This is a genomic window from Rhodobacter sp. P1_C2 (assembly GCF_056406375.1).
Window position 1 is genome coordinate 1 of sequence record NZ_JBFUAG010000025.1, and the last position, 26293, is coordinate 26293.

Annotated in this window: 23 protein-coding genes and 1 pseudogene; 10 read left to right on the plus strand and 14 right to left on the minus strand. The window is 67.9% G+C overall.

Going from position 1 to position 26293, the window contains the following annotated elements:
- From AC1DZT_RS24650 to AC1DZT_RS24675, 6 genes and pseudogenes are all read right to left on the minus strand, one after another.
- A pseudogene (locus tag AC1DZT_RS24650) lies at positions 1-193 on the minus strand (IS1595-like element ISTne1 family transposase); the annotation flags it as partial.
- Positions 194-251: 58 nt separating this feature from the next.
- Positions 252-803 (minus strand): 2OG-Fe(II) oxygenase, encoded by a 552-nt coding sequence (locus AC1DZT_RS24655; protein ID WP_478009301.1) that lies wholly within the window; start codon positions 801-803, stop codon positions 252-254.
- 6 nt (positions 804-809) lie between these two features.
- A complete protein-coding gene (locus AC1DZT_RS24660) occupies positions 810-1301 on the minus strand; it encodes a copper chaperone PCu(A)C (RefSeq protein ID WP_478009302.1) in 492 nt (163 codons plus the stop codon).
- Positions 1302-1331: 30 nt separating this feature from the next.
- A complete protein-coding gene (locus AC1DZT_RS24665) occupies positions 1332-1673 on the minus strand; it encodes a hypothetical protein (protein WP_478009303.1) in 342 nt (113 codons plus the stop codon).
- 126 nt (positions 1674-1799) lie between these two features.
- Positions 1800-2087, minus strand: a complete 288-nt coding sequence (gene rpmB / locus AC1DZT_RS24670; protein WP_478009304.1) for a 50S ribosomal protein L28 — start codon at positions 2085-2087, stop codon at positions 1800-1802.
- Between the two features lie 118 nt (positions 2088-2205).
- Positions 2206-2907 (minus strand): glutathione S-transferase family protein, encoded by a 702-nt coding sequence (locus tag AC1DZT_RS24675; protein WP_478009305.1) that lies wholly within the window; start codon positions 2905-2907, stop codon positions 2206-2208.
- A gap of 95 nt (positions 2908-3002) precedes the next feature.
- Between AC1DZT_RS24675 and AC1DZT_RS24680 the strand changes: the two genes are divergently transcribed.
- Entirely contained in the window at positions 3003-3446 is a 444-nt protein-coding gene (locus AC1DZT_RS24680; protein ID WP_478009306.1) for a MarR family winged helix-turn-helix transcriptional regulator, read from the plus strand.
- Here AC1DZT_RS24680 and meaB read toward each other — a convergent pair.
- Positions 3426-4397, minus strand: a complete 972-nt coding sequence (gene meaB / locus AC1DZT_RS24685) for a methylmalonyl Co-A mutase-associated GTPase MeaB (protein WP_478009307.1) — start codon at positions 4395-4397, stop codon at positions 3426-3428. The two genes, AC1DZT_RS24680 and meaB, sit on opposite strands and share 21 nt — an antisense overlap.
- Positions 4398-4777: 380 nt before the next feature.
- On the opposite strand from meaB, the gene hrpB reads away from it, so the two are divergent.
- Positions 4778-7219 (plus strand): ATP-dependent helicase HrpB, encoded by a 2442-nt coding sequence (gene hrpB / locus AC1DZT_RS24690; protein ID WP_478009308.1) that lies wholly within the window; start codon positions 4778-4780, stop codon positions 7217-7219.
- A gap of 236 nt (positions 7220-7455) precedes the next feature.
- Positions 7456-8292, plus strand: coding sequence for an EamA family transporter (locus tag AC1DZT_RS24695; RefSeq protein WP_478009309.1), 837 nt, complete (start codon positions 7456-7458; stop codon positions 8290-8292).
- 4 nt (positions 8293-8296) lie between these two features.
- On the opposite strand, the gene AC1DZT_RS24700 is transcribed toward AC1DZT_RS24695, so the two are convergent.
- The 4 genes from AC1DZT_RS24700 to AC1DZT_RS24715 form a co-directional block, all read right to left on the minus strand.
- Positions 8297-9004, minus strand: a complete 708-nt coding sequence (locus AC1DZT_RS24700; protein ID WP_478009310.1) for a CDP-alcohol phosphatidyltransferase family protein — start codon at positions 9002-9004, stop codon at positions 8297-8299.
- An 81-nt stretch (positions 9005-9085) separates the two neighbouring features.
- The gene (locus AC1DZT_RS24705) at positions 9086-9658 is read right to left on the minus strand and encodes a hypothetical protein (RefSeq protein ID WP_478009311.1); all 573 of its coding nucleotides are present in this window, start codon (positions 9656-9658) and stop codon (positions 9086-9088) included.
- A 132-nt stretch (positions 9659-9790) separates the two neighbouring features.
- Positions 9791-10720 carry a tyrosine recombinase XerC gene (locus tag AC1DZT_RS24710; protein ID WP_478009312.1) on the minus strand — a complete coding sequence of 310 codons (930 nt, stop codon included), beginning with the start codon at positions 10718-10720 and terminating at the stop codon, positions 9791-9793.
- Positions 10708-11397: a DUF484 family protein gene (locus AC1DZT_RS24715; RefSeq protein ID WP_478009313.1), complete on the minus strand. Its 690-nt coding sequence runs from the start codon at positions 11395-11397 to the stop codon at positions 10708-10710. The genes AC1DZT_RS24710 and AC1DZT_RS24715 overlap by 13 nt, the downstream gene beginning before the upstream one ends.
- A gap of 222 nt (positions 11398-11619) precedes the next feature.
- Between AC1DZT_RS24715 and AC1DZT_RS24720 the strand changes: the two genes are divergently transcribed.
- Entirely contained in the window at positions 11620-13809 is a 2190-nt protein-coding gene (locus AC1DZT_RS24720) for a primosomal protein N' (RefSeq protein ID WP_478009314.1), read from the plus strand.
- Positions 13810-13913: 104 nt separating this feature from the next.
- Here the strand turns inward: AC1DZT_RS24720 and AC1DZT_RS24725 are convergent, their stop codons facing one another.
- Complete coding sequence (locus AC1DZT_RS24725) at positions 13914-14519, minus strand: response regulator transcription factor (RefSeq protein WP_478009315.1); 606 nt, start codon at positions 14517-14519, stop codon at positions 13914-13916.
- Positions 14520-14691: 172 nt separating this feature from the next.
- Here AC1DZT_RS24725 and AC1DZT_RS24730 point away from each other — a divergent pair, with 172 nt between their 5' ends.
- Both AC1DZT_RS24730 and AC1DZT_RS24735 read left to right on the plus strand, forming a co-directional pair.
- Positions 14692-15345: a putative pterin-binding protein gene (locus AC1DZT_RS24730; RefSeq protein ID WP_478009316.1), complete on the plus strand. Its 654-nt coding sequence runs from the start codon at positions 14692-14694 to the stop codon at positions 15343-15345.
- A gap of 32 nt (positions 15346-15377) precedes the next feature.
- Positions 15378-17972 carry an ATP-binding protein gene (locus AC1DZT_RS24735; RefSeq protein ID WP_478009317.1) on the plus strand — a complete coding sequence of 865 codons (2595 nt, stop codon included), beginning with the start codon at positions 15378-15380 and terminating at the stop codon, positions 17970-17972.
- Between the two features lie 8 nt (positions 17973-17980).
- Here AC1DZT_RS24735 and AC1DZT_RS24740 read toward each other — a convergent pair whose 3' ends face one another.
- Complete coding sequence (locus tag AC1DZT_RS24740; protein ID WP_478009318.1) at positions 17981-19378, minus strand: sigma-54-dependent transcriptional regulator; 1398 nt, start codon at positions 19376-19378, stop codon at positions 17981-17983.
- A 252-nt stretch (positions 19379-19630) separates the two neighbouring features.
- Positions 19631-21910 (minus strand): NADP-dependent malic enzyme, encoded by a 2280-nt coding sequence (locus AC1DZT_RS24745; RefSeq protein WP_478009319.1) that lies wholly within the window; start codon positions 21908-21910, stop codon positions 19631-19633.
- Between the two features lie 171 nt (positions 21911-22081).
- Here AC1DZT_RS24745 and AC1DZT_RS24750 point away from each other — a divergent pair, with 171 nt between their 5' ends.
- From AC1DZT_RS24750 to AC1DZT_RS24765, 4 genes are all read left to right on the plus strand, one after another.
- Positions 22082-23191, plus strand: a complete 1110-nt coding sequence (locus AC1DZT_RS24750) for a cupin domain-containing protein (RefSeq protein WP_478009323.1) — start codon at positions 22082-22084, stop codon at positions 23189-23191.
- Positions 23192-23324: 133 nt separating this feature from the next.
- Positions 23325-23714, plus strand: coding sequence for a cytidine deaminase (locus tag AC1DZT_RS24755; protein ID WP_478009320.1), 390 nt, complete (start codon positions 23325-23327; stop codon positions 23712-23714).
- Positions 23714-25021 carry a thymidine phosphorylase gene (locus AC1DZT_RS24760; protein WP_478009321.1) on the plus strand — a complete coding sequence of 436 codons (1308 nt, stop codon included), beginning with the start codon at positions 23714-23716 and terminating at the stop codon, positions 25019-25021. Before AC1DZT_RS24755 ends, AC1DZT_RS24760 begins: the two co-directional genes overlap by 1 nt.
- A complete protein-coding gene (locus tag AC1DZT_RS24765; RefSeq protein WP_478009322.1) occupies positions 25021-26226 on the plus strand; it encodes a phosphopentomutase in 1206 nt (401 codons plus the stop codon). Before AC1DZT_RS24760 ends, AC1DZT_RS24765 begins: the two co-directional genes overlap by 1 nt.
- Positions 26227-26293 lie beyond the last annotated feature (67 nt).

The following is a 26293-nucleotide window of genomic DNA, read 5'->3' on the forward strand; positions in this document are numbered from 1 at the left end:
ATTGTTCGGCGCACCAGAGGGCCATCCGCTGGCGCAGGAGGCCGAGAAACCGGTTGACGGTGTTGCGGTTCAGACCCGAAACCTGAGCGATCTGGGAGGCCGTCAAATCAGCCGCGACGAGCCGAATGAAGGCCCGAAATTGGGCCTCAGAAAGTTTCGAACTTTTTGCGTAACGATTCCTCAGCTCTTTCATAGCATTAGGCCACTTTCATGGACCTCTGCTAGTCAAGACCCTTCGCAGAAAATTCGAATCAGCGGAAGGCCGGACCATGCGACCAGAGGGTGAGGGACCAGCGCGTGCCTTCGGTGACGGGTGTCACCCGGTGCAGGACGAAGCTGGGGAACAGGATCGCCGTGCCCCGGCTGCGCGGGGCCTCACGGATGTTGCTGTCGGGGCGCAGCTCCAGCGTGCCGCCTGCGTAATCCTCGGGCGGGGAGAGCTGGACCACGATGGTCAGCTTGCGCCTTGCGGCGAGGGCGCCGGAGCCGATGTCGGTATGCCAGTCGAAATGCGCCTCGCGCTCGGCGCCATAGCGGGCGACCTGCGGGCTTTCGGCAAATTCGTCCAGCGCGAAGCCGAAGCTTTCGCGGTTGGCCTCGGCCACCAGGCGGATCATGCGGTCCATCACCCAGGCGGCTTCGGGCAGATCGTCGAGCCAGGACAGTTCGGCCCGGCGGATCTGGTGCGCCGTGGTCTGGCGCACCAATCCGGCGTCGCGCAAGGGCCCCGACGCACAAAGATCCACCAGGGCCGTGCATTCGGCGTCGCTCAGGGCCTGCGGTATCAGGTGAAACGGGGTCATGGCGTCCTACTGCGAAGCGTCGTGCGAGGCCGCGTCATGCGCGGTGGGCGCCTCGCCGGGGTCTGCGACCCGCTTGTTGTCGACCGGCAGGGTCACCGTGACCTCGCCCGCGTTCTTGAAGGTCAGGACCAGCGTGACCATGTCCCCGGCCTTGATCTTGTGGGTCAGGCCCATCAGCATGACATGGCTGCCGGAACTGCCCAGAACCAGCTCGTCCTGGGCCTTGACGGCAAAGCCCTCGGGCTGGTCCTTCATCTGCATCACGCCATTGGCGTCGGGGGCGGAATGCATCAGCATCACCATCCCGGCATCGGGGCTGGTGGCCGATAGCAGGACCTCGTCCTGGGTCTCTTTGTTCATCAGGCGGAAATAGGCGGCACCCGAGGGGCCGATCACCCGGGCATAGGGGTCGATGATATGGACGCCGTCCTGGGCGGCGGCAGGCAGGGCGAGGCTGGCAAGGGCCAGGGCCAGGGTGGCAAGGCGAAGCGGGTTCATTTTGTCCTCATGAGCTGAAAAGGGGATGTTTCAGATGAGGTCGCGTGGCGGCCCCCGCGCCATCGGCCGCGTCAGGGGGTGAAAGCGGGTCTGCGCCCGGGTTTCGGGGCGCAGCGTCTCGAACCGGGCCGGGGCTTGCGGCACCAGCACCGGGCCCGCCGCTTCGGCCATGGCAGCCGAGGCGGCAAGGCAATGGGTGCAGGGATGCGACGCGATCCGGTGGCCGCTGGCATCCAGCGTCACCGTCACCGCGCCGAAGCCGCTGCACAGCACCTGGTCGCGGGCGCCGGCCATTTCAGACCGGGCGACAGCCTCGGTCTGGCTGGCAAGGGCCAGCACAAGCGAAAGGACAAGGGCGAAAAGCGCGCGCATGGCGATGACCTAGCCGCAACGCTGCGCCCTGTCCAGATCGCTCCCCTGCCCGGGGCCATTTGCCGCAAAAGCGAAAACCCCGGCGCCGTGACGGCACCGGGGCTTCAAACCTTCACGGCTCGGAAATCAGGCGGCGACTTGCGCCTTCACGACTTCTTTCTTGATGGCGAGCGCGTCCGAGGACAGCTCCTCATCCTTGGCCTTCAGCAGGAAAGCGTCCAGGCCACCGCGGTGGTCGACCGAGCGCAGCGCCGCGGCCGAAATCCGCAGCTGGAAGCTGCGACCCAGGCTGTCCGAAATCAGGGTGACTTCGTTCAGGTTCGGCAGAAAGCGCCGACGGGTCTTGTTGTTCGCATGGCTGATCTTGTTGCCAGACATCGGGCCCTTGCCCGAGAGTTCGCAGACGCGCGACATTGTGGTGTTCCTTCGTGTGTCAAGACGACAGAGCACCGCCAAAGGGGCGGCGTCCGAATTCGATTGCTGGCGTGTAAGGCGCTTTCCGGGCGGCGTCAAGCGATTCACCCCGGATAATCTAGGCCAAAGCCTGCGCAGGATGACGCTTTTGCGACGCAAGGGCCAATTCTCCGATATGGGAGCGCCGCGCGCGCAGGAATCCGGCCAGGAGTTCAGGATAATCCTCGCCAACCGCCGCCGCAACCGAGGGTCGCGCGGCCAGCGCGCGCTGCCAGGCGGCCAGGCGCGGCAGGTCCGGCATCACCTCGGGCAGGCCGAGGGCCGAAAACACCGCGAAATAGCGGAAGACCGGGGCGAAAGCGGCATCGACGAGGCTGAAGCTGCCGTCAAAGAAGGGGCCGCGGATCTCCGCCTCCAGCCGGGTGAGCCTTGCGGTCAGGCGCGCCCTCCGGTCGGCAAAGCGCGCCTCATCGGCGGAATAGAGCGCCGCGATATCGGCCAGCGTCGCCGAGGCATATTCGATCCAGCCGCGGTGGCGCGCCCGTTCCAGCGGCGTGGCGGGGTGCAGGGGCTGGGGCGTCGTCTCCTCCAGATATTCCAGAATCACCGCGGATTCGAAGATGGCGCGGCCTTCGGCCACCAGCACCGGGGTCTTGCCCAGGGGCGAGAGGGTCAAAAACCAGTCCGGCTTGGCGGCAAGGTCGATGTCGCGGCGGGTGAACGGCAGGCCCTTCTCGATCAGGGCGATGGCGGCGCGCTGCACATAGGGGCAGAGCCTGTGGCTGATCAGGGTCAGGGATTGCGGGTGCGGCTGGGTCATGGTGGCTCCGATTCTACATGCAATTGCATCTATATTGCCGCAAAGGGCTGCGGAGTCAATCTTGATGCAGTTGCATCTATATGCTATCGGGATGCATGACCGAGCTTTCCGCCACCACCACCGCCGTCTGGACCCGCCTCAACCGTGCCACCTCTGCCGTCACCGGGGCGGTCGAGGCGGCCTTGCGGGCGGCGGATCTGCCGCCGCTCGGCTGGTACGACGTGCTATGGGAGATCGAGAAGGCGCCCGGCGGCATCAGGCCCCTGGTCCTGCAGGATCGGCTCTTGCTGCCGCAATATGCCCTGTCGCGGCTGGTCGACCGGCTGGTCAAGGCGGGCTATGTCGCCCGCGAGGCCTGCGAGAGCGACGGGCGCGGCCAGGTCCTGATCCTGACGGCAGAGGGGCGTGCGGTCCGGGCGCGGATGTGGCCGGTCTATGCGGCGGCGCTGCAGGCGGGGGTCGAGGCGCGGCTGACCCGGGCGGAGGCGGCGACGCTGGCCGGGTTGCTGGCGCGGCTTTCAGCGCCCGAGAAGGTGTAAAAGCGCCGCCGCCGCCGCCTCGGGCGTGCGGGCGCCCTGGGCCACCTCGTCGCCCAAGCTTTGCATCAGGCCCTTGGCCGGCTCGCGGGTGAGGGCGGCGAGGAGGCCCTGACGCACCTCCTCGGCGAACCAGTGGCGGGATTGTTCGGCGCGGGTGCGGGCGAAATGGCCCTCGGCGCGGCGCCAGTCGGTCAGCTGGCGGATCGCGGCCCAGGTCTCCTCCAGACCGCGGTTTTCCAAGGCCGAGACGGTGAGGGCGGCGGGATAACCCTCCGGGTCCTGCGGGCGGTGGCGCAAGAGGCGGAGGGCGCCGGCATATTCGGCCAGCGTCCGGTTGGCGGTGGGCAGAAGCGCGCCATCGGCCTTGTTGATGAGGAGGAGGTCGGCCATCTCCATGATGCCGCGCTTGACGCCTTGCAACTCGTCGCCGCCCGCCGGGGCGAGGAGCAGCAGGAAGACATCGCAGAGCTGCGCCACCACGGTTTCGGATTGGCCGACGCCGACGGTTTCGATCAGGATGACGTCGAAGCCCGCCGCCTCGCACAGCGCCACAGCCTCGCGGGTGCGGCGGGCGACGCCGCCCAGTTCGGTCCGGCTCGGGCTGGGGCGGATGAAGGCGCGGGGGTCGCGCGACAGGCGCTCCATCCTTGTCTTGTCGCCGAGGATGGAACCGCCGGTGCGCGCCGAGGAAGGGTCGACGGCCAGAACCGCGACCTTCAGCCCCTGCCCCGTCAGCATCAGGCCGAAGCTTTCGATGAAAGAGGATTTGCCGACGCCCGGCGTGCCGGAAAGCCCGAGGCGCAGCGCCTGCCGGCCGCTTCCCAATGCCCCGATCAGCTCCAGCGCCTGCGCACGGTGATCTGCCCGCCCGCTTTCGACGAGGGTGATGGCCCGCGCCAGCGCCCGCCTGTCGCCCGCCTTGACCGATCCTGCCAGTTCCTGCACGTCCATGAGCGCCTCCTGTGCCACGACCTTGCCCCAGGGGCGCGCGATTGGCCAGAGGCGCGGCGCGCCCCCGTTGTCGCAGCCTTTTGCCGCCGGGCTTGGGCCTGCGGCCGCCGGGGCCCCCCTCCCTGGCCCTCCCCGCAAGCGGGGCGGGGACGCAAGTTGCGGGACCTGCGGGCGGTTTGCCCCCTTGCGCGGGCGGCGGGGGCAGAAGCCTCCGGCGGGAGTATTTGGGCAAGGAGCAAGGGCAAGGTGGCCGTTTCCCCTTGCGCTTTGTGCAAATACTCCACGGGAGGTCCGGAGGGTGTGAAACCCTCCGGCCTTGGCGGCCGCAGGCCAGAGCTTGGGGGGTTGAGGTGCTGCGTCGGGGCGGGGATAAGGGACGGATGAGCGCAGCCCCCCTTGCCTTGCCGATCGATGATGTCCTGCCGCAGGTCCGCGCGGCCCTGGCTTCGCGCGGCATGGTGGTGCTGCAGGCGCCGCCGGGGGCCGGCAAGACGACGCGGGTGCCGCTGGATCTGCTCGCCTCGGGGCTGATCGCGGGCAAGATCCTGATGCTGGAACCGAGGCGGCTGGCGGCGCGGGCGGCGGCGGAGCGGATGGCCGAGACTTTGGGCGAGGCGGTGGGCGGCACTGTCGGCTACCGGATCCGGGGCGAGGCCAAGGTCTCGGCCGGTACGCGGATCGAGGTGGTGACCGAGGGCATCCTCACAAGGATGATCCAGTCCGACCCGGAGCTTGCGGGCATCGGGGCGGTGATCTTCGACGAATTCCATGAGCGAAGTTTGCAGGCCGATCTGGGCCTTGCGCTGTGCCTGGAGATCCGCGGCGCCCTGCGTGAGGATCTGGCCCTGGTCGTCATGTCGGCGACGCTGGATGCCGAACCGGTCGCCAGGCTGATGGGAGAGGCGCCGGTGGTGACCTCGGCCGGGCGGGCCTTTGGCGTGGAGACGCGCTGGCTCGGGCGCAGCCCCGATGCAACCACCCGGTTCGAGGCCCTTATGGCGGGGCAGATCCTGACCGCGCTGGAGGAGGTGCCCGAGGGCGGGCTTCTGGCCTTCTTGCCGGGCGAGGGCGAGATCCGGCGGGTCGAGGCGGCCTTGGCGGGAAGAGTGCCGGGCTGTGTGGTCCTTCCCCTCTTCGGGGCGATGGAATTTGCGGCCCAGCGGGCGGCTTTGGGGCCGGTGGCGGGGCGGCGGGTGGTGCTGGCGACCGCCATCGCGGAAACCTCGCTGACGCTGCCCGATATCCGCATCGTCGTCGATGGCGGGCGGGCGCGACGGGCGCGGTTCGATGCGGCCTCGGGCATGTCGCGGCTGGTGACCGAGAGGGTCACCAAGGCCGAGGCCGAGCAGCGCCGGGGCCGGGCCGGGCGGGTGGCGGAGGGGGTTTGCTACAGGCTTTGGACCCGGGGCGAGGAAGGCGGGCTGGCGAGCCATCCCCCGGCCGAGATCGAGGCGGCGGATCTGACCGGCCTTGCCCTGGAGCTGGCGCTCTGGGGCGGCGATGATCTGCCCTTTCTGACCCCGCCACCCGCCGGACCGATGGCGGAAGCGCGGGCCTTGCTGGAGGGTTTGGGGGCGCTGGAGGGTGGGCGGATCACGGGCCATGGCCGGGCCTTGGCCGCCCTGCCCCTACATCCGCGGCTGGCCCATATGCTGATGCGGAGCGGGCCCGAGGCGGCCGATCTCGCGGCTTTGCTGGAGGAGCGCGATCCCTTGCGCGGCGCGCCGGCCGATCTTTCCTTGCGGATCAAGGCGCTGCGCGATCTGCGGGGCTATGAGGCGGATCACCCCTGGCCCGCCTCGCGCCCCGTGCTGGACCGCATCCGGCAGGAGGCGCGGCGGCTGGTCAAGGCCTTGCCACAGGCGCGCAATGCTGGGCTGACGCTCGGCCAGATGGCGGCGCTGGCCTATCCGGACCGGATCGGGCTTCGGCGCAAGGGCGAGGCGCCGCGCTGGATTCTGTCGGGGGGCAAGGGGGCGGCGATGGCGCCGGGGACGCCGCTTTCGGGCGCAAGGTTGATCGTGGCCACCGATCTGGACGGCGACCCGCGCGAGGCCCTGGTGCGGCAGGCGGTGGCGCTTTCGGAGGCCGAATTGCGGGTGGTGCAGGGCGAGGCGATCCGCTGGCGCGAGGTCTGCGAATGGTCGCGCCGGGACGGCAGAGTGCTGGCCCGGCGGCAGGAGGTTCTGGGCGCCCTGGTGCTGGACGAGCGGCCCTGGGAGGCGACGCCGGAAGCGCTGGCCCTCGCGGCGTTTGACGGCCTGCGCCAGATGGGCCTGCCCTGGACACCAGCGGCGCGGCGTCTGCGGGCGCGGATCGCGCTGGCGCGGGGCGAGGGCTGGCCGGAGGTGAGCGACGCGGCCTTGCTGGCGGAGGGCGGCTGGCTCTTGCCTTACCTGACCAAGGCGCGCAGCGAGGCCGATCTGAAGGCGCTGGACCTGACCGAGGCGCTGAAGGCGCGGCTGAGCTGGGAGCAACAGGCCGAGATGGACCGGCTGGCACCGGCGAGTTTCGCAACACCCCTGGGGCGCAAGGTGCCGATCGATTACGAGGGCGAGGTGCCGGGGATCGAGATCCGCCTGCAGGAGATGTTCGGGGTCACCACCCATCCGGTGGTGGGGGCGCGGCAGATGCCGCTGCGGGTGACGCTGCTTTCGCCCGGGCAGAAGCCGATCCAGGTGACGCGGGACATTCCGGGCTTCTGGCGCTCCTCTTACAGCGATGTGCGCAAGGACATGCGCGGGCAATATCCGCGCCACCCCTGGCCGGAGGACCCGACCCAGGCCGAGCCGACCCTGCGGGCCAAGCCGCGCGGCACCTGAAACCTGCGGAGCGCCTGCGGCGCAGGTCTGATCCTCGCCTCTGGCCTACGGCCAACCGGCTCAGGCGCGTTGAGTATTGCGGCAAAGCGCAAGGCATAGGGCCAGAGCGGCTGCGCCGGCAAGGCCAGCGCAGGGGGCGGCTTGTCGCGCGCGCCGGGCTTATGTAACAGATTTGCGACAGAGGCGACCTGAGGCAGATGGCCTGGCGCTTTGCCCTCGGGTCCTTGGAGTGTGCTTTGAGCCTGACCATCCTGCTGGCCGTTCTGGGATCGGCGCTGCTGCATGCCCTGTGGAATTCGCTGATCAAGACCGGGACCTCGCGGTTGGGGGCGACGGTGATCCTGTCGCTGGGCGAGGTGCCGATCGGCCTCGCGGTGGCCTCCTTCTGCAAGCTGCCGAGCTGGGAGGTGATGCCCTGGGTGATCGCCTCGGGCCTTACCCACTTCTTCTACAAGCTTTTTCTGACCTTTGCCTATGCGCGCGGCGATCTGAGCCGGGTCTATCCGCTGGCGCGGGGGGCGGCGCCGCTGATCGTGGGTGTCGTCTCGACCGCCTTTCTGGCCGAGCCTTTGACGCCGATGCAGTTTGGCGGGGTCATGGTGCTGGGCTTCGGCATCCTGTTGATGGCGGGCGGGGTGCTTTGGGGCGGCGAGAACCGCAGGCTGATCCCCTTCGCGCTCGGCTCGGCCTGTGCGACGGCGCTTTACACGCTGATCGACGGGCATGGCGCGCGGGTGGCGGGCGATCCGGTGGCCTATGTCGCCTGGGTCTTCATCGCCGATGGCGGGTTTTTCGCCGGGATGATTCTGGCCTGGAAGGGCTTTGCGATCCTGCCCCGGACGCGAAGGCCCTGGGGCGCGGGGCTGGTCGCAGCGGCGGCGTCTTACGCGGCCTATGGCATCTCGGTCTGGGCGATGACGGTGGCGCCGATTGCGCTGGTCGCGGCGTTGCGCGAGACCTCGATCCTCTTTGCGGTCGGGATCGGCTGGCTGTTCTTTCACGAAAGGATCAGCGGCACCAAGGCCATGGCGGCCCTGGTCATCGTGGCGGGCGTGATGATGACGCGGCTCTGACCGCTCAGGCGATGCGGTCCGAGGTCTTTTCGGGGAAGATCTGCTGCGCGATGCCGGCGAAGGTCAGGTAAAGCGAGGACAGGATCAGGCCCCAGTGGACGAAAAGCCCCTCGTTGAAGTTGACCCAGGCGGCTTGCGCGGCGAAGGCCAGCCAGAGGATCGCGGCGGCGAGGTTGACCCGGTGCCAGCGCGGCGTCCGGGTCGGGTGGATGAACTTGAGGTTCAGGAACATCGCCACGGTCAGGGCGATGACGATGAAGAGGACCACCATCTGCGGCGGATCGACGGCAAACAGCACCAGAACCACCATGTTCCAGCAGGCCGGGAAGCCGGAAAAGCTCTTGTCCTTGGTCTTCATCCGCGTGTCGGCGAAATAGATCACCGAGCCATAGGTGATGACCAGAATGGCGATCCAGCCGGTCCAGCCGGGCAGAAGCCCCTTGGTGAACAGCGCATAGGCCGGGATGAAGACGTAAGTCAGGTAATCGACGATCAGATCGAGCAGGACCCCGTCGTACAGCGGCCAGTTCTTGCGCGTGTCATAGCGCCGCGCCAGGGGGCCGTCGATGCCATCGACGATCAGCGCCACGACGAGCCAGAGGAACATCAGGCTCCACTTGCCATCGACAGCGGCCAGCATGGCCAACATCGACAGGACCGATCCCGTCGCGGTGAGAAGGTGGACAGCCAGGGCTTTGAAGCGAATGTTCATGGCCCGTTGATGGCCGAAATGACCCGATCTTGCAAGCGCGTGGTGGCCCAGGGCTTGCGGGAGGGGGGGCAAAAAGCGCGGTCAGGCCGCGATTTGCGCGGCGTAGCGCCCCCTTTCCCCCGGCCGGATGCCGGTCAGCATGGCGCTGGTCTGGTCCTCTGACCGGGCCAGAGCCTCGAAGAGAGACTGGGAGAAGGACCGCGCAACGGGGCCGCTGGCAGGCGGCGGCGCGGCCGTGGCGGCGTCCGGCGCGACGTCTTCCGCGGGATCAGCGGCGAGGTCTTGCAGGGTCTGGACGGCGGATTGCATCTCTGCCGGGCTGAGGCTGCTGTCGCCATTACTGTCGATGGAGGACAGCAGGGTGGCGAGCATCGCGGCGGGCGATTCGGGGCCGGAGCTGGCGGGCGCGACCGGGGCGGCATCGGTGCCGGTGGTGGCCACCGAGCCCGGGTCCTTGTCGGCGTTCAGCGCCGCCATCATGGCCGCGATCAGGGCCTGCATCGACATGCCATTGCCGCCCGGCGTCGTGGGCGGCGGGCGGGACCTGGTTTCGGCGGGGGACGTGGTCCCCTGCCCTTGCGATGTGTCCCGCTTCGGGGCGAACAGGGCAATCAGACTGGTGGCAGCACCGCTGCCGGAGAGGGCGTTGAACATCCCATGTTCCTTCTGGAGCAGGTCCGGGATCGGGCCACCCTCAGATTGGCCGCAACTCCTTGCCAAACCCTTTAGATCCGACCGCAGGCCTTGGAAAATGCGCGGCTTTTTAGTGATCGCGCCCCATGGCGCTCAGGCGCGGGGATGGGCCGCGTCGTAAACCTCCATCAGGCGGGCGGCGTCGACGGCGGTATAGGCCTGGGTCGTCGACAGCGAGGCATGGCCCAGAAGCTCCTGAATGGCGCGCAGATCGCCGCCTGCGGCCAGAAGATGGGTCGCGAAGGAATGGCGCAGGGCATGGGGCGTGGCGGTGGCGGGCAGGCCAAGGCGCATCCGCGCCTGCTCCATCGCGCGGGCGATCAGGCGGGGGTTGAGCGCACCGCCGCGCGCGCCGCGAAAGAGGGGGGCGTCGCGTTCGACCGGATAGGGGCAGAGGCGCAGGTATTCTGCCACGGCTTCCTTGGCCACGGGCAGGACGGGGACAAGCCGGTCCTTGTCGCCCTTGCCGCGGATGCGCAGCACATCGGGCAGGGGATGGACGGCGCCGGTGAGGTTCAAAGCCTCGGAAATCCGCAATCCGCAGGCGTAAAGCAGGGTCGCCACGGCGATATCGCGCGCGCCGATCCAGTCCTGCGAGGCAAAGGCGCCGATGTCGGCGATGACCTCGCGCGCGCCGTCCAGGGTCAGGGGGCGCGGCAGTTTGCGGCGGTATTTCGGGCCGCGCGCCGACAGGACCGTGGTCGCATCAAAGCCGCGCTGCTCGGCCAGCCAGCCGAGAAAGTTCTTCACGGCCGAGAGCGACCGCGCCAGAGAGCGCGCCGAGAGGCCCCTGCCCCGCTCTGCCGCCATCCAGGCGCGAAGATCGGTTTGTGGCAAGGAATCCAGCGAGGATAGCCCGCCCTCCCCGCCATGATGTTCGGAAATGAAAAGGAGGAAACCGCGCAGATCGCGGGAATAGGCCTCCAGCGTCTTGGGCGAGGCGCCCTTGATCGCGCGCAGATGGTCCAGCCAGCGCGCCAGGGCATCGGCCAGCGCGGGCGAAAAGGCGGTTACCCCAGCCATTTGCGCATCACGCGTTCGAAGACGCCGGCGAAGAAGGCCAGAAGGTCGGTGCCATGGGTCGGCTTGAACTGATGCGGGTCCTCGGCCCCCAGGGCCAGAAGCCCGGGCAGACGGCCGGGGCCAAGGTCGAGCTTCAACAGCGCCTCGGACTGGATCCAGCCGGCACGGTCGCCATAAAGCGCCTCGGAGGCCGGTTGGACCTGGCGCAGCAGCACCGATTTGGTCGGCGTGCCGCGCCCGCCCGAAAGGTAATCGGCGACGAATCCCGCCGGGGCGAGGTGGATCACCCCCGACAGGCGGCTGATCGCGGCATCGCCCTCGGCCTTGGTTTCAAGGACAAGGCGGATCTTTTCGACGCGCAGGGTGGCGGCGATCGGCCCTTCCAGCGCGGTCAGGAAGCCGGGGAAGTCTGCCGGGTCAAGGACTTGCAGGATGGCGCGGTGGACCTGGTTGGTGCCGGCAAGGTTCTCGTAGGCCGCGGCGATGACGGTGCGGTGGGTGTCTTCCAGCCGGTCGAGCCGCTGCTCCAGCCGCTCCATCGCGATGCCGCGCAGATCGACGATATTGGAGCCCATCGCCCGCTCATTGGCACCAATCAGCGCCTGCATCACGGCAATATCGTCCAGCAAAGCCTCGGGCTCTGCCAGAATGCGGTCGCGCGTATCCGGGTCGATCATCAGGTGCTGCTCCGCCCTGTTTCTTGTTTTGTACGCAAGTATAGCCGATTTTCGCCGCTGTCGCCCCGCCAAATGCGCAAAGGGGCTGAGGTGAGTCCGGCGGGACACAGTGCTGCCGCATGCCTGCCCCTTGCGCTTTGCCCAAATACTCGCCTTGGGACGCCGGGGCTTGCGGGCCGGGGGGGCGGGGGTTACCTCAGACCCGTGCAGCGGGGGTGTGGCGTGGTCGAGCGGGTCTATGAGGCGGGGGAGCGGATCGGGGTCTTGACCTGCGAGCCGATCGGTCGTGTGCTGGACTATCTCGCCCCCGAAGGCGGCTGCGGCGATGGCGATTATGTCGAGGTGCCGCTCGGCCCGCGCCGGGTTCTGGGCGTGGTCTGGGGCAAGGGCGAGGGCAGTTTTGACCTGGCCAAGCTCAGGGCGGCCTATCATGTGCTTGACGCCGCCCCCATGCGGGCCGAGATGCGGCAATTCCTGTCGCGCGCCGCCGATTACACCCTGACCCCCCTGCCCGCCATGCTGCGGCTGGCGACACGGGCGCCGGGCCTTGGCCTGCCACCGGCGATGCGGCGCACCTATCGGCTGGCCGGTGCGGTGCCGAACCGCTTGACCGAGGCGCGGCACAAGGTGGTGGAGGCTTTGCGCGGGCTTGGCACCGCGCCGGTGACCCTGGGCGAATTGGCCGAACTGGCCGATGTCAGCACCAGCGTGGTCAAGGGTCTGGTCAAGATCGGCGTTCTGGCCGAGGAAGAGGCGCCGAAGGATCTGCCCTATCCGATCTTGGACCCTTCGCGTCCGGCGCGGCTGGCGGGGGATCAGGTGACGGCCGGGGCGACTTTGGACGCTTTGGTCGCCAAGGGCGGCTATTCGACCACGCTTCTGAAGGGCGTCACAGGCTCCGGCAAGACCGAGGTCTATCTGGAGGCGGTGGCGGCGGCGCTTCGCCGCGGGCAGCAGGCTTTGGTTCTGTTGCCGGAGATTTCGCTGACCGGGGATTTCCTCGCCCGGGTCGAGGCGCGCTTTGGCGCGCGGCCGGGGGAGTGGCATTCCGGCATGACCGCGACCGAGCGGCGGCGGCTGTGGCGGATGACCGGCGAAGGCGGAGTGCAGCTGGTGGTGGGGGCGAGGTCGGCGCTGTTCCTGCCCTTCCGCGACCTTGGGCTGATCGTCGTCGATGAGGAACACGACACCGCCTATAAACAGGAGGAGGGTGTGCTGTACCATGCCCGCGACATGGCGGTGCTGCGCGCCTCGATCCTCGGCTGTCCGGTGGTGCTGTCGTCGGCGACGCCGTCGCTCGAAAGCTGGGCCAATGCGGCGGCGGGGAAATACGGGCGGATCGACCTTGGCGCACGTTATGGCGCGGCGGAGCTGCCGCAGATGCATGCGATCGACATGCGCGAGGTCAAGCTGCCGGGGGACCGCTGGATCTCGGAAGCGCTGGCGCAGGCGGTGGGACGGCGGATCGAGAAGAGCGAGCAGAGCCTGTTGTTCCTCAACCGCCGCGGCTTTGCGCCGGTCACGATCTGCCGGGCCTGCGGCCATCAGGTCGGCTGCGACCAATGTGATGCGCGGATGGTGGAGCATCGGTTCCTCAAGCGCCTCGTCTGCCATCAATGCGGGGCGACCAAGCCGATTCCGGTCGAATGCCCGCAGTGCAAGGTGGTGGGCCGGATGGCGCCGGTCGGTCCGGGGGTGGAGCGGCTGGCCGAAGAGGTGAAGGAGCGCTTCCCTGAGGCGCGGCTGGCGGTCTTGTCCTCGGACCTCTTCACCTCGGCCCGGGCCCTGAAGGAGGAGATCGTCAAGATCGCGGAGGGGGCCGCCGATATCATCATCGGCACGCAGATCGTGGCCAAGGGGCACAACTTCCCCCTGCTGACGCTGGTGGGCGTGATCGACGCCGATCTGGGGCTGCAGGGGTCGGACCTGCGGGCGGCGGAGCGGACCTTTCAGCTGATCCGCCAGGTGGCAGGCCGCGCGGGGCGGGCAGAGAAGCGCGGGGCGGCAGTCCTGCAGACCTATCAGCCCGACCACCCGGTGATTGCCGCGATCCTCGGCGGCGATGAAGAGGCCTTCTGGGCCGCCGAAGCCGAGGAGCGGCGGCGCGCCGGGGTGCCGCCCTACGGGCGGATGGCGGGGATCATCCTGTCCTCGCCCGATGTGGCGCAGGTCTTTGACTTCGGGGCGGAACTCGCCCGGCTGGACGCACCGCTCAGGCGGATCGGGGCCACGGTCTATGGGCCCGCCCCCGCCCCGGTGGCCAGGGTGCGCGGGCGGCACCGGGTGCGGCTGCTGGTCAAGGCCGAGAAATCGGCGCCCCTGCAGGCGGCGCTGGCCGAATGGGTGGGGCAGCTGAAACGCCCCAACAATCTGCGTCTGTCCATCGACATCGACCCGCAGAGTTTCTACTGAACGCCCCGGCAACGGGCGCCGCGCTGGCCGGTAGGATGGGCAATTTGCCCATCTTCGGGACCGGCAGAGGAAGATGGGCAGATTGCCCATCCTACCGGTCAAGGTCAGATCAGTTTGCGGTCGCGGGCGATCATCGCGGCATGGGTGCGGTTCTTTGCCCCGAGCTTGCGGCTCATCGTTTTGACATGCAGCTTGACCGTGACCTCTTGCAGGTCGTGGTCGCGGGCGATTTCCTTGTTCGACTTGCCCTCGCCGATGCCACGCAGCACATCGAGCTCGCGCGACGAGAGCAACCCCTCTTCCGAAGGCTCCGGCTTCGGGATCAGGCTCAAGGGCGCGAAGATCTCGCCCTCCATCATCAGCCGCACCGCCGCCACCAGCGCGCGCGAGCCGAGCGTCTTGGGCACGAAGCCCACCGCCCCCGCCTCCAGCGCCTGTTCGGCCAGTTCCACCGACATCGCCCCCGAGATCAGCGCCACCCTGCCGCCGGTATTGGCGACCATGATCCGGCTGAGGCCCTTCAGCCCCTCCATCCCCGGCATGTTGTAATCGACCAGCACCAGGTCGAACCGTCCGGTCGCGTTGATCAGCGCCATGGCCTCGGGCACGTCCGAGCTGATCTTGACCTCTCCAAGGCCCTCGGCCTCGAGATAGGCGGCGAGCGTTTCGCGAACCAGATCGTGATCATCTGCCAGCAGAATGCGCGCCATTCACACGTCCTTCAGGGCCAAGCCCGCCATGGTTCTTCCCCGGCAAATCTGGGACAAGCGGACTCTACGCCATACCTATCCTTCCGAATAGGGTGTTTTCCGTCGCCTGCACCGCTTCGCCTTGCTACACCACCGCCATCCGCCAGAAAAAGAGGACAGAACGGTCCGATCGATGATTTTTGCCAAGCGCCTGTTCTGCCTCGCCGGGATTTGCCCGCTTTTCCACCGCCTTGGTCTTCTGGGGATGGTGCTTTTGGCCCTGGCACAACCGGGGCGAGCGGACGTGACCGCGGTCGATGCGCCGGCGGTTCCGGCGACGGCTGCGGCGGCCTCTCCGGCGCTGCCGGGGCTTGGGGACCTGCCGCCGCTGCAGGGGCCGGTCATCCTGACCGTGACCGGGCTGGACCCTGAACTCTTTCCCGGCGGGAGCCTCGCCTTCGATGGGGCGATGCTGCGCGCCCTTGGCACCGAGACCATCACCACCAGCTCGATCTGGACCGATGGCAAGCACAGCTTCACCGGCGTGCCCTTGGCGCGGATGACGGCATTCCTGCATGCCGAAGGCGCGCGGCTGAGCCTCCATGCGCTCAACGACTACGTCATCGAATTCCCCGCGCCCCTGCCCGGCGCCAGGCCGGATGCGACGGCGCCGGAATCCGATCTCGCCCCGATCCTCGCCTTCGAGATGGATGGCGCGCCGATGCCGGTGCGCGACAAGGGGCCGGTCTGGATCATCTATCCCTATGACGACAATGCGATCTATCGCACCGATACGGTCTATGCCCGCAGCGTCTGGCAACTCGACCGGATCGACGTGCTGCGCTAGGCTGAAGCGGAACGCGCCTCCGGAGTTTCCTCGTGCCGCCATCCGATCGCCCCGGGCTCTTGTCCCTCGGCCGCCTGCGCTTTGCGCTGACGGTTCTGGTGGCCTTGGCCAGCGGGCTTGGCATTGCTGTCCTCGGCGCCGATGTCGCCCGCCAGATCGACACGCAAAGCTCCACCAGCATCGACAATGTGCAATGGGCGCTGAGCCAGGTCGATGTCGAGCTTCTGCATCTGGAGATGAGCCTCGATGATGCGATGCACAATCCGGCCAACCTTGCGGAAATGCGTCTGCGTTATGACGTCTTCTACAGCCGGATCAAGACCTTGCAGCAGGGCAGCGTCTTTGCCAACCTGCGCAAATCCCCCGATTTCGCCGCCGATTTCGACCAGATGAAGGCCTTCACCGAGGAGACTGCCCCCCTCCTCGACGGCGATGACGCCACCCTGCGCGCCTATGTGCCCGAGCTGCGGCTGCGGGTCCGGGCCCTGATCCCGAGCGCGCATAGCATCGCGCTGACCGGGGTCAGCCTCTTTGCCCTTGAATCGGATGCCGCGCGGGAGGCGGTCAAGCTGACCCTGGTGCAGGTCATGCTGCTGATGCTGGTGCTGATCACGGCGCTGGTCGCCCTGCTGACCATGGTCCTGCGGCTGGACCGCGGCAACCGCACCAAGGCGCAGGAGAATGCCGAGACCCTGGCCCGGCTTGACGCGGTGGTTGCGACCTCGCTGGATGCGGTGATCACGCTGGATGACGCGGGCCGGATCGTCGATTTCAACCCGGCGGCCCAGGCCACCTTCGGCTATGACCAGGCCGATGCGGTCGGCTGCGACCTGGGGCTTCTGGTGCCGCTCTACCGCCAGGGCGGCATCGGCGAGGGTCTGGCCAGCGCCTCGGCCCTGCCCGGCACCGGGCGGCGCCTGCGGGTCACCGCGCGCCACCGCGACGGCCACGATTTCCCGGCCGAAATCTCGCTGACCCTGGCCCAGGCCGGGGCGCGCGCGCTTCGGGTGGTGTTCCTGCGCGACCTTTCGCAGCAGGTCGCGGCCGAACAGGCGCTGGTCTCGGCCCGCGACGAGGCGCTGGCGGGCGAGAAGGCCAAGGCCGATCTTCTGGTGGTGATGAGCCACGAGATCCGCACCCCGCTCAACGGGATGATCGGCACGATCGATCTTCTGGAGACCACGAACCTCGCCCCGCATCAGCGCGAGTACCTGCGGATCATGGCCGCCTCGGGTCGGCTTTTGATGCACCATGTCAATGACGTGCTCGACATCGCCCGGCTCGACAGCGGCAAGGCCCCGCTGAGCATGACGCCGGTCGATCTGGCGGTTCTCGTCCGCGAGGTGATCGAGAACCAGAGCCCGGCCAGCTTGATCAACGGCAACCGCCTGTCGGCCGCACCGCAGCAGACCCCGCTCCGCCCGGTGCTGGCGGATGCGGCGCAGCTGCGCCAGGTCCTGCTGAACCTCGTCGGCAATGCGGTGAAATTCACCCATGACGGCGAGATCCAGGTCGAGATCGCCCAGGATGCCAGCCGCTCCGCCACCGAGATCGTGGTAAGCGACACCGGCATCGGGATCGAGCGCGAGAACCTCGGCCGGATCTTCGACGATTTCGTCACCCTCGACCCTTCCTATGCCCGGCATGCCACCGGCACCGGCCTTGGCCTTGGCATCGTGCGGCGGATCGTCACCCGGATGGGCGGCAAGATCAGCGTGAAAAGCCAGAAGGGGCGCGGCACCACCTTCCGGGTCAGCCTGCCGCTGGCCATCCTCGACACCGCGGTGCCGGCAGCGCTGCCCAGCCCGACGGCGGTGGTACGGGGCCTCGATCTTCTGGTGGTCGAGGACAATGATTTCAACCGGTTGATCGTGCGCGACATGCTGATGCAGGAGGGTCACCGCGTCACCGAGGCGCATGACGGGCTGGAAGGCGTGGCCCTGGCTGCGGCGCGGCGCTTTGACGTGATCCTGATGGACATTTCGATGCCCGGCATCGACGGCTTGCAGGCGGCCGAGCGGATCCGCAGCCAGGGCGGCGCCTCGGCCAGCACACCCATCGTCGCCCTGACCGCCCATGCCCTGCAGGAAGAGCGCGAAAGCTTCCGGGCCGGGGGGATGCAGGATATCCTGATCAAGCCGATCACCCGCGAGGCCCTGCGCCACCTGCTGGGGCGGCTGGACCTCGGGCCGGACCGGGGCCCCGCCGCGCCCGCAGAGATGGCGGGTGAAACGGTCACAGCGGTAGCAGATCAGCCTCAGGCCGAAGCCACGGACCCGGAGCTTGTCGATGACGCGGTTCTGGCCGAACTGCGCGAAAGCCTCGGCGCGGCCAAGGTGGCGCATCTGGTCACCCGGTTTATCGACGAGACAGAGGCCAGCATCGCCAAAGTGCTGTCGATGGCGGGCGATCCGGACTGCGAGGATCTGGTGATCCGCGACATCCACCAGATGAGCGGGGCCGCGGCCCTGTTCGGCGCCACGGCGCTTCACAGCCTGCTGCAGCAGCTGGAAGAGCTGTGCAAACGCGGCAAGAAGGACGAGGCGCGAAGCCTTGTGCCGGAAATGGGCCCGCTCTGGGCGCGCACCGCCGCCGCCTATGAGGCGCGCCAGGGCATGCCAGCCTGACGCGACTCCTAGGGAGTTTCGGGCGTTTTGCCCCAGACCTCGAGCTTGCGGTAGAGCGTGGAGGGTGAGAGGTCCAGCACCCGCGCCGCCTTGGGGACCGAGCCACCGTGACGTTCGAGCGTGGCCTTGACCACGATGCGCTCGATCTCGGCCAGCGAGCGGCCGACGAGGTCGTCGATGCGGATGCAGTCCTGCGCCGGGGCGGCCTCTGGCGGCGGGGCGGAAGGTTCCTCCACCTTGCGGATCATGTCTTCGGGCAGCATCCGCAGCGTCACCGGCCCGCCCTCGTTCAGGACGACGACATTGCGGATCACGTTGAGCACCTGGCGCACATTGCCCGGCCAGGGCAGGCGGCGGAAAAGATCGCGCACCTCGGGCGAGAGGCCGTCGAAGCGGCGGCCCTCCTCCTCGGCAAAGCGGTTGAGGGCGGTCTCGGCAATCTCGATCACGTCATCGCCCCGCTCGCGCAGGGGCGGCATGTGGATCGGCACGACGAACAGCCGGTAATAGAGGTCCTCGCGGAAGAGACCGGCGCGCACCGCCTCCAAAGGGTCGCGGTTGGTGGCGCAGATGATGCGGACATTGACCTTGATCGGCCGGGTGGCGCCGACCGGAACCACGGTCGAGGTCTGCAGAAAGCGCAGAAGCTTGGTCTGCAGGGCCGGGGCCATCTCGCAGATTTCGTCCAGGAACAGCGTGCCGCCATCCGCCGCCGTGGCCGCCCCCGGCTTGTCGGAAATCGCCCCGGTGAAAGAGCCCTTCACATGGCCGAAGACCTCGGATTCCAGCAAATCATGCGGGATGGCCCCGCAGTTGAGCGCGATGAAGGGCCCCTTGGCGCGGTTCGAGGTGCCATGGACCGCCTGGGCGCAAAGCTCCTTTCCGGTGCCGCTTTCGCCGGTGATGAAGACCGTCGCCATCGAGGGCGCGACCGAGGCGATGGTGGCATGGATCCGCGCCATGGCGCCCGAAGAGCCGATGAATTCGCTGACCGGCGTCGGCCGCGCCAGAAGCCGGCGCGTCGGCACCGTCTGCACCGCATTGCTGACCGCGCCGAGAAAGCGCGCCTCGTCGACCGGCTTGACCAGAAACTCATGCGCGCCGGCGCGCATCGCCTCCACCGCCTTGTTGATCGAGCCATTGGCGGTGATGATGATGACCCGGGTTTCGGGCCTGAGGCGCAAAAGCTCTTCCATCAGGTCCAGCCCGTCGCGGTCCGGCAGGCCAAGGTCCAAGAGCACGACCTGGACGTTATGCGCGGTGAAATGGGCCAGCCCCTCGCGGGCGGAGCCTGCGATCTTCACCTCGTGCCCGGCGCTGGTCAGCACCGAGCGATAGACCAGTTGCAGGGCCGGCGTATCCTCGATCAGCAGAAGGGTGAAGGGCTTCAGGCGGGACAATGGCATGACCTTCACCCTTCAGCCCGGCGCAGCACGTGAACCACGGCCCTGCGCGGACACGACATCCCGCCCCCGCGGCCCGGACCCGCCGGGGTCAAGGGAACTGAGAGCTTCCAACCTGCGACCAAACGTCTGTGCTCCTAAGCTTGCGGGCTCTTCAATTGCATCCCGCCCCTGCCCCGAAGGGCAAGGACGGCAAGCCCTTATCATCAAGCCTAGGCCAATGGTTGGCAATGTCCAGCAGCAGGTGGCGAAATCCTAACCGTAGTAGGCGACCGGCGCCCCGGCGAGGGCCGAGACGTTGAGCAGACCGCGCACCGTGATCGAGGGGGTGACGATATGCGCGCGGTTCCCCATGCCCATCAGGATCGGCCCGACTTCCAGCCCGCCAGCCTTCATTTTCAACATGTTACGCGCTGCGTTGGCCGCATCGGTATAGCCGAAGATCAGGATATTCGCCGCGCCTTTCAGCCGCGAATGCGGGAACATCCGCTCGCGCAGGTCGGGGTCGAGTGCGGCATCGAGGCTCATCTCGCCTTCGTATTCGAAGTCGCCTTCCTGCGCGTCGATGATCTCCATCGCGGCCCGCATTCGGCGCCCCGAGTCGCTGTCGAGGTTGCCGAAGTTGGAATGCGAGCAGAGCGCCACCTTGGGCACCACGCCAAAGCGCCGGGCATGACGCACCGCGCCGATCGCCGCGGCGGCGATCTGTTCGGGCGTGGGGATCGGGTTGACCTGGGTATCGGCCACGAAGAGCGGGCCATCTTCGAGGATCATCAGCGACAGCGCGCCCAGGGGATGCTTGCCGCCGCGCGCCAGAACCTGGCGGACATAGTTGAGGTGCCAGAGATATTGTCCGAAGGCGCCGCAGATCATGCTGTCGGCATCGCCCCGGTGCACGGCGATGGCCGCAATCGCGGTGGAATTGGTGCGCAGCACGGCACGGGCGGTGTCGGGGGTGACGCCCTGACGCTCCATCAGCTGGTGATAGCTGCCCCAATAATCGCGGTAGCGATGGTCGCTTTCGGGGTTGATGATCTCGAAATCGCGGTCGGGGCGGATCTTCAGACCGAACCTTTCGCAGCGCGCGGCCATGACATCGGGACGGCCGATCAGGATCGGCTTGATCGTCATCTCCTCCAGCATCGCATCGGCGGCGCGCAGCACGCGCTCATCCTCGCCCTCGGCAAAGATGATCCGGCGGCTGGACTGGCGGGCCACTTCATAGACCGGCTTCATGATCAGCGCAGATTTGAAGACCGAGCTGTCGAGCTTGTGGCGGTATGCCTCCATATCCGCGATGGGCCGCGTGGCCACGCCCGTCTCCATCGCGGCCTTGGCCACGGCCGAGGCCACGACGCCGATCAGACGCGGGTCGAAGGGCTTGGGGATCAGGTAATCCGGCCCGAAGGTCAGCTTTTCCTCGGCATAGGCGGCGGCGGCCTCGGCGCTGGTGGTGGCGCGGGCCAGGGCTGCGATCCCTTCGATACAGGCGATCTTCATCTCGTCATTGATCGTGGTGGCGCCGACATCGAGGGCGCCGCGGAAGATGAAGGGGAAGCAGAGGACGTTGTTGACCTGATTGGGAAAATCCGAACGCCCGGTCGCGATGATCGCATCGGGGGCCACGGCGCGGGCGAGGTCAGGCAGGATTTCCGGCGAGGGGTTGGCGAGGGCAAAGACGATGGGCTGGCTCGACATGGATTTCACCATGTCCTGGGTCAGAACCCCGGGGCCCGACAGGCCAAGGAACAGATCGGCGCCGACAATCACATCGGCGAGGGTCTTGGGCTCGCTCCCTTGCGCATATTCGGCCTTCTGGTCGGTCATCTGCTCGGTGCGGCCGTGGTAGACGAGGCCCGCCAGATCGCAGAGGAAGACATTCTCGCGCTTGACACCCAGTTTCAGCAGCATGTTGAGGCAGGCAATCCCCGCCGCCCCGCCGCCGGTTGAGACGACCTTGATCTCGCTGAACTTCTTGCCCGTCACATGCATCGCATTGGTGGCGGCAGCGCCGACGACGATGGCCGTGCCATGCTGGTCATCGTGGAAGACCGGGATCTTCATCCGCTCGCGGCAGAGCTTTTCGACGATGAAGCAATCGGGGGCCTTGATGTCCTCGAGGTTGATCGCACCAAAGGTCGGCTCCAGCGCGCAGACGATCTCGGCCAGTTTCACCGGGTCGGGTTCGTTCAGCTCGATGTCGAAACAGTCGATATTGGCGAATTTCTTGAAGAGGACGGCCTTGCCCTCCATCACGGGCTTCGACGCCAGCGCGCCGATATTGCCGAGGCCCAGCACCGCCGTGCCGTTGGAGACGACGCCAACCAGGTTCCCGCGCGAGGTATAGCGGCTGGCGGTGGCGGGATCGGCCTTGATCTCGAGGCAGGCCTCGGCCACGCCGGGCGAATAGGCGCGGGCCAGGTCACGGCCATTGGCCAGGGGTTTGGTCGCGCGGATCTCAAGTTTTCCGGGCTTCGGGAATTCGTGATAATCCAGCGCCGCTTGCCGGGCGTTGTCCTGCCGCGTGTCGGTCATGTCCGTCTCCTCCGTTCACCCGGGCAGGATGCCCCGGAACGGGGGACAGCACCAAGACTCGGGTTTCCACAATCACCTGTCGGCACTTCTTGCAAATCGCCGGGTCGAAGGCCACCATGGCCGAAATGATGCGAGAATGCCATGCCCGAAACCATGCCCAAGCCCTCCGAAATGCCCAAAAACCCGGCCGCCGAGATCGGGGCCGAGATCCGGGCCGAGATCCTCTTGCCCACCAAGGATCTGCGCGGCGACCTGCCCTTCTTCACCAAGGTGCTGAAGATGCGGCTCGACATGATCTATCCGGCGGATAATCCCGCGGTGGCGGTGATCTCCGGCCACGGGATGCGGCTGCGGCTGGATGCCGAGGCATCCGAGGCGCCGGGCCATATCCGCATCCTCAGCGACGACTGGGCCGATCTGGCGGGGGGCGAGGCCAGCCTCACCTCGCCCGGTGGCACCAAGGTCACGCTGGACGAGCTGAACCCGCCCCTCGTCATGCCAAAGACCGAACATGCCTTCGTGGTCCGCCGCCTGGCCGATCAGGCGCCTTGGGTGATCGGGCGGGCGGGCATGATGTACCGTGACCTCGTCCCCACACGGCTGGGCGGCGCGATGATCGCCAGCCACATCCGGGTGCCCGATGGCAAGGTCCCCGACATGGTGCATTTCCACAAGGTCGGCTTCCAGCTGATCTTCTGCGTCAAGGGCTGGGTCGATGTGCTGTATGAAGACCAGGGCGGCATCCGCCGCCTCCATGCCGGGGATTGCTTCATCCAGCCGCCCGGCATCCGCCACCGCGTGCTGGAATCCGGCGAGGGCATCGAGGTGATCGAGATCGGCGTTCCCGCCGATCACATCACCGAGATCGACCACGAGATGACCCTGCCCAATGCCACGGTCAACCCCGACCGCGAATGGCAGGGCCAGCGCTTCGTCCACAATGTCGGCGCCACCGGCCACTTCGCCCCCTTCCGCATCCCGGGCTTCGAAGCGCGCGACACCACGATCAACCAGGGCACCAAGGGCGTGGCCTCCGTCATGGTCGCCCGCCCGACAGGCCAACCGGCACCCTGGACGAAACACGAAGGCGACATCCTCTTCACCTTCGTCATGTCCGGCGCAATGACCCTCGAAGGCGAGGGCAAGGACCCCTACCGCCTCACCGCCGGCGACGCCTTCGTCATCCCCCCCGGCATGGCCACCCGCTACGCCGAGACGACGCAAGACCTGCAACTCCTCGAAGTCTCCCTCCCCGGCACCTTCCGGACTACCCCGATCTGACCCCTTCATTGGTCCATAAATATCCCACGGGGGTGCGGGGGTGTGAAACCCCCGCGGCTTGGGCCAAGCGCCCCGCTTGCAAGCCCGCGCCATTCGGCTCACACTTCCTGACCCGATGGTCAAAGGAGGCCCCATGCTCTTGCAACTCGCCACAGAGGTGCGCAAACGCGCCTATGCGCCCTATTCCCGCTTTCAGGTGGGGGCCGCGATCCGTGCCACCTCTGGCGCCACCCATGTCGGCTGCAATGTCGAGAATGTCGCCTATCCCGAAGGCACCTGCGCCGAGGCGGGGGCGATTGCCGCGATGATCGCCGCGGGCGATACCGAGATTGCCGAGATCCTTGTGATCGCCGACAGCCCTGCCCCGGTGCCGCCCTGCGGCGGCTGCCGGCAGAAGATCGCCGAGTTTGCCAAGCCCGAGGTGAAGGTCACCCTCTGCACCACCGACGGCGCCAGCCGGGTGATGAGTGTGGCCGAACTGCTGCCCGGCCTCTTCACCGCCGCCCATATGGCCAAGGTCTGATGGACGCCCGCGCCGTCATCACCCGCATCCGCGACGGCCAGGTCCCCTCGGCCGAGGAGCTGCGCTGGTTCGCCGCGGGCCTCGCCTCGGGTGCGGTCAGCGATGCCCAGGCCGGGGCCTTCGCGATGGCGGTGCTGCTCAAGGGCCTCGGCGAGGCCGGGCGCGTCGCGCTGACGACCGCGATGCGCGACAGCGGCCATGTGCTGGACTGGGACCTGCCCGGCCCGGTGATCGACAAGCACTCGACCGGCGGCGTCGGCGACTGCATCTCCTTGCTGCTCGCCCCGGCGCTGGCGGCCTGCGGCGCCTATGTGCCGATGATTTCGGGCCGGGGTCTCGGCCATACCGGCGGCACGCTCGACAAGCTCGAGGCGATCCCCGGCCTGCGCACCGGGGTGACCGAGGATCACCTGCGCCGCCAGCTGCGCGAGATCCGCTGCGCCATCGTGTCGGCCAGCGCCGAGATCGCCCCCGCCGACCGCCGCCTTTATGCGATCCGCGATGTGACGGGCACGGTCGAAAGCATCGACCTGATCACCGCCTCGATCCTGTCCAAGAAGCTGGCCGCCGGCCTTGAAACCCTTGTTCTGGATGTGAAATGCGGCTCAGGCGCCTTCATGAAAACCTTGGCCCAGGCCGAGGCCCTGGCCCGCGCCCTCGTCTCCACCGCGCAAGGTTCCGGCTGCATGACCTCGGCGCTGATCACCGACATGAGCCAACCGCTCGCCACCGCCGCCGGCAATGCGCTGGAGGTGACCGAGGTGATGGAGACCTTGACCGGCACCTCGGTCAACACCGCCCTCTGGGATCTGACCGTGGCCCTCGGGGGCGAGGCGCTGGCCCTTGGCGGCATCGCCGATGATGCGCTGGATGGCGAGGCCCGGATCACCCAGGCGCTGGAATCGGGGGCTGCCGCCGATGCCTTCGGGCGGATGATCACCGCGCAGGGCGGGCCGGCCGATTTCGTCGACCGCTGGCCCGACCGGCTGCCCGCCGCCACCGTGATCCGCGAAGTGCCCTGCCTGATGCCGGGCTATGTCACCCGGATCGACACCGAGGCTTTGGGCCTGACCGTGGTCCGCCTCGGCGGCGGGCGCCAGCGCGAGGGCGACAAGATCAACCCCTCGGTCGGCCTGTCCGACCTCGCCGGCATCGGCGAGGATATCGGGCGCGGCGATCCCCTTTGCATGGTCCATGCCGCCACCGAAACCCAGGCGGAGGAGGCGATTGCCGCCATCCAGACCGCCTATGCCCTGGGCGATCTGATGCCCGAGGAAAGCCCGCTCATCCTGAAAAGGATCGCCTGATGCAGCAGAGCCAGAACCGCGCCTTCCTGATCGTGATGGATTCCGTCGGCTGCGGCGGTGCGCCGGATGCGGCGGCCTTCGGCGATGCCGGGTCCAACACCTTGGGCCATATCGCGCGCGCCTGCGCCGAAGGCCGCGCCGATCAGGGCCGCAGCGGGCCCTTGAAGATGCCCCATCTCGACGGCCTCGGCCTCGGCGCCGCGATCCGTCTGGCTTCTGGCCTCGAAACCTCGCTCACCGCCACCCCGCAAGGCCGCTGGGGTGCCGCGGAAGAGATCAGCCGTGGCAAGGACACCCCCTCGGGTCACTGGGAGCTGGCCGGCGTGCCGGTGCCCTGGGACTGGACCTATTTCCCCGACACGCGGCCCGCCTTCCCGCCCGACCTGATGGCACTGGTCTGCCAGCTGGCCGGCACCGCGGGGACGCTCGGCAACTGCCATGCCTCCGGCGTGCCGGTGATCGAGGAATACGGGCCCGAACACCTGCGCAGCCTCTGGCCGATCTGCTACACCTCCGCCGACAGCGTGTTCCAGATCGCGGCGCATGAAGAGGCTTTCGGCCTCGACCGCCTGCTGAAGCTCTGCGCCGACCTCGCCCCGCATCTGCATGCGATGAAGGTCGGACGTGTCATCGCCCGCCCCTTCACCGGTACCCCCGGCTCTTTCACCCGCACCGCCAACCGCCACGACTATGCCATCGACCCACCGGCGCCGACGCTCCTCGATTGGGCCACGACGGCCGGGCGCGCCACCCATGCCGTGGGCAAGATCGGCGACATCTTCTCGATGCACGGCGTGGGCAAGCTCTGGAAGGGCAAGAATGACCTTGACCTTTTCCATCATCTGGACCGCCTGGGGGCCGAGGCGGAGCCCGGTTCCTTGACCTTTGCCAACTTTGTCGAGTTCGACAGCCTCTATGGCCACCGCCGCGACGTGGCGGGCTATGCAAGGGCGCTGGAATGGTTCGACACCCGCGCCGGCGCCTTCCTGTCGCGCCTCAAGCCCGGTGACCTCGCGCTTTTCACCGCCGACCATGGCAACGACCCGACCTGGGCTGGCACCGACCACACCCGCGAGCGCGTGCCGGTCCTCTGCGCCGGTGCAGGCTTTGGCCCCATCGGCATCCGCGCCTTCACCGATGTCGCAGCCTCCATCGCAGCCCACCTCGGCCTGCCATCGCAAGGCCCGGGAAAGTCGTTCCTCTGAGCCCCCCCCGTTCTCCTGGCCCCGCCCCCCTTGCCCTCTGCCGCAATACTCGCGGGGGGTCTGGGGG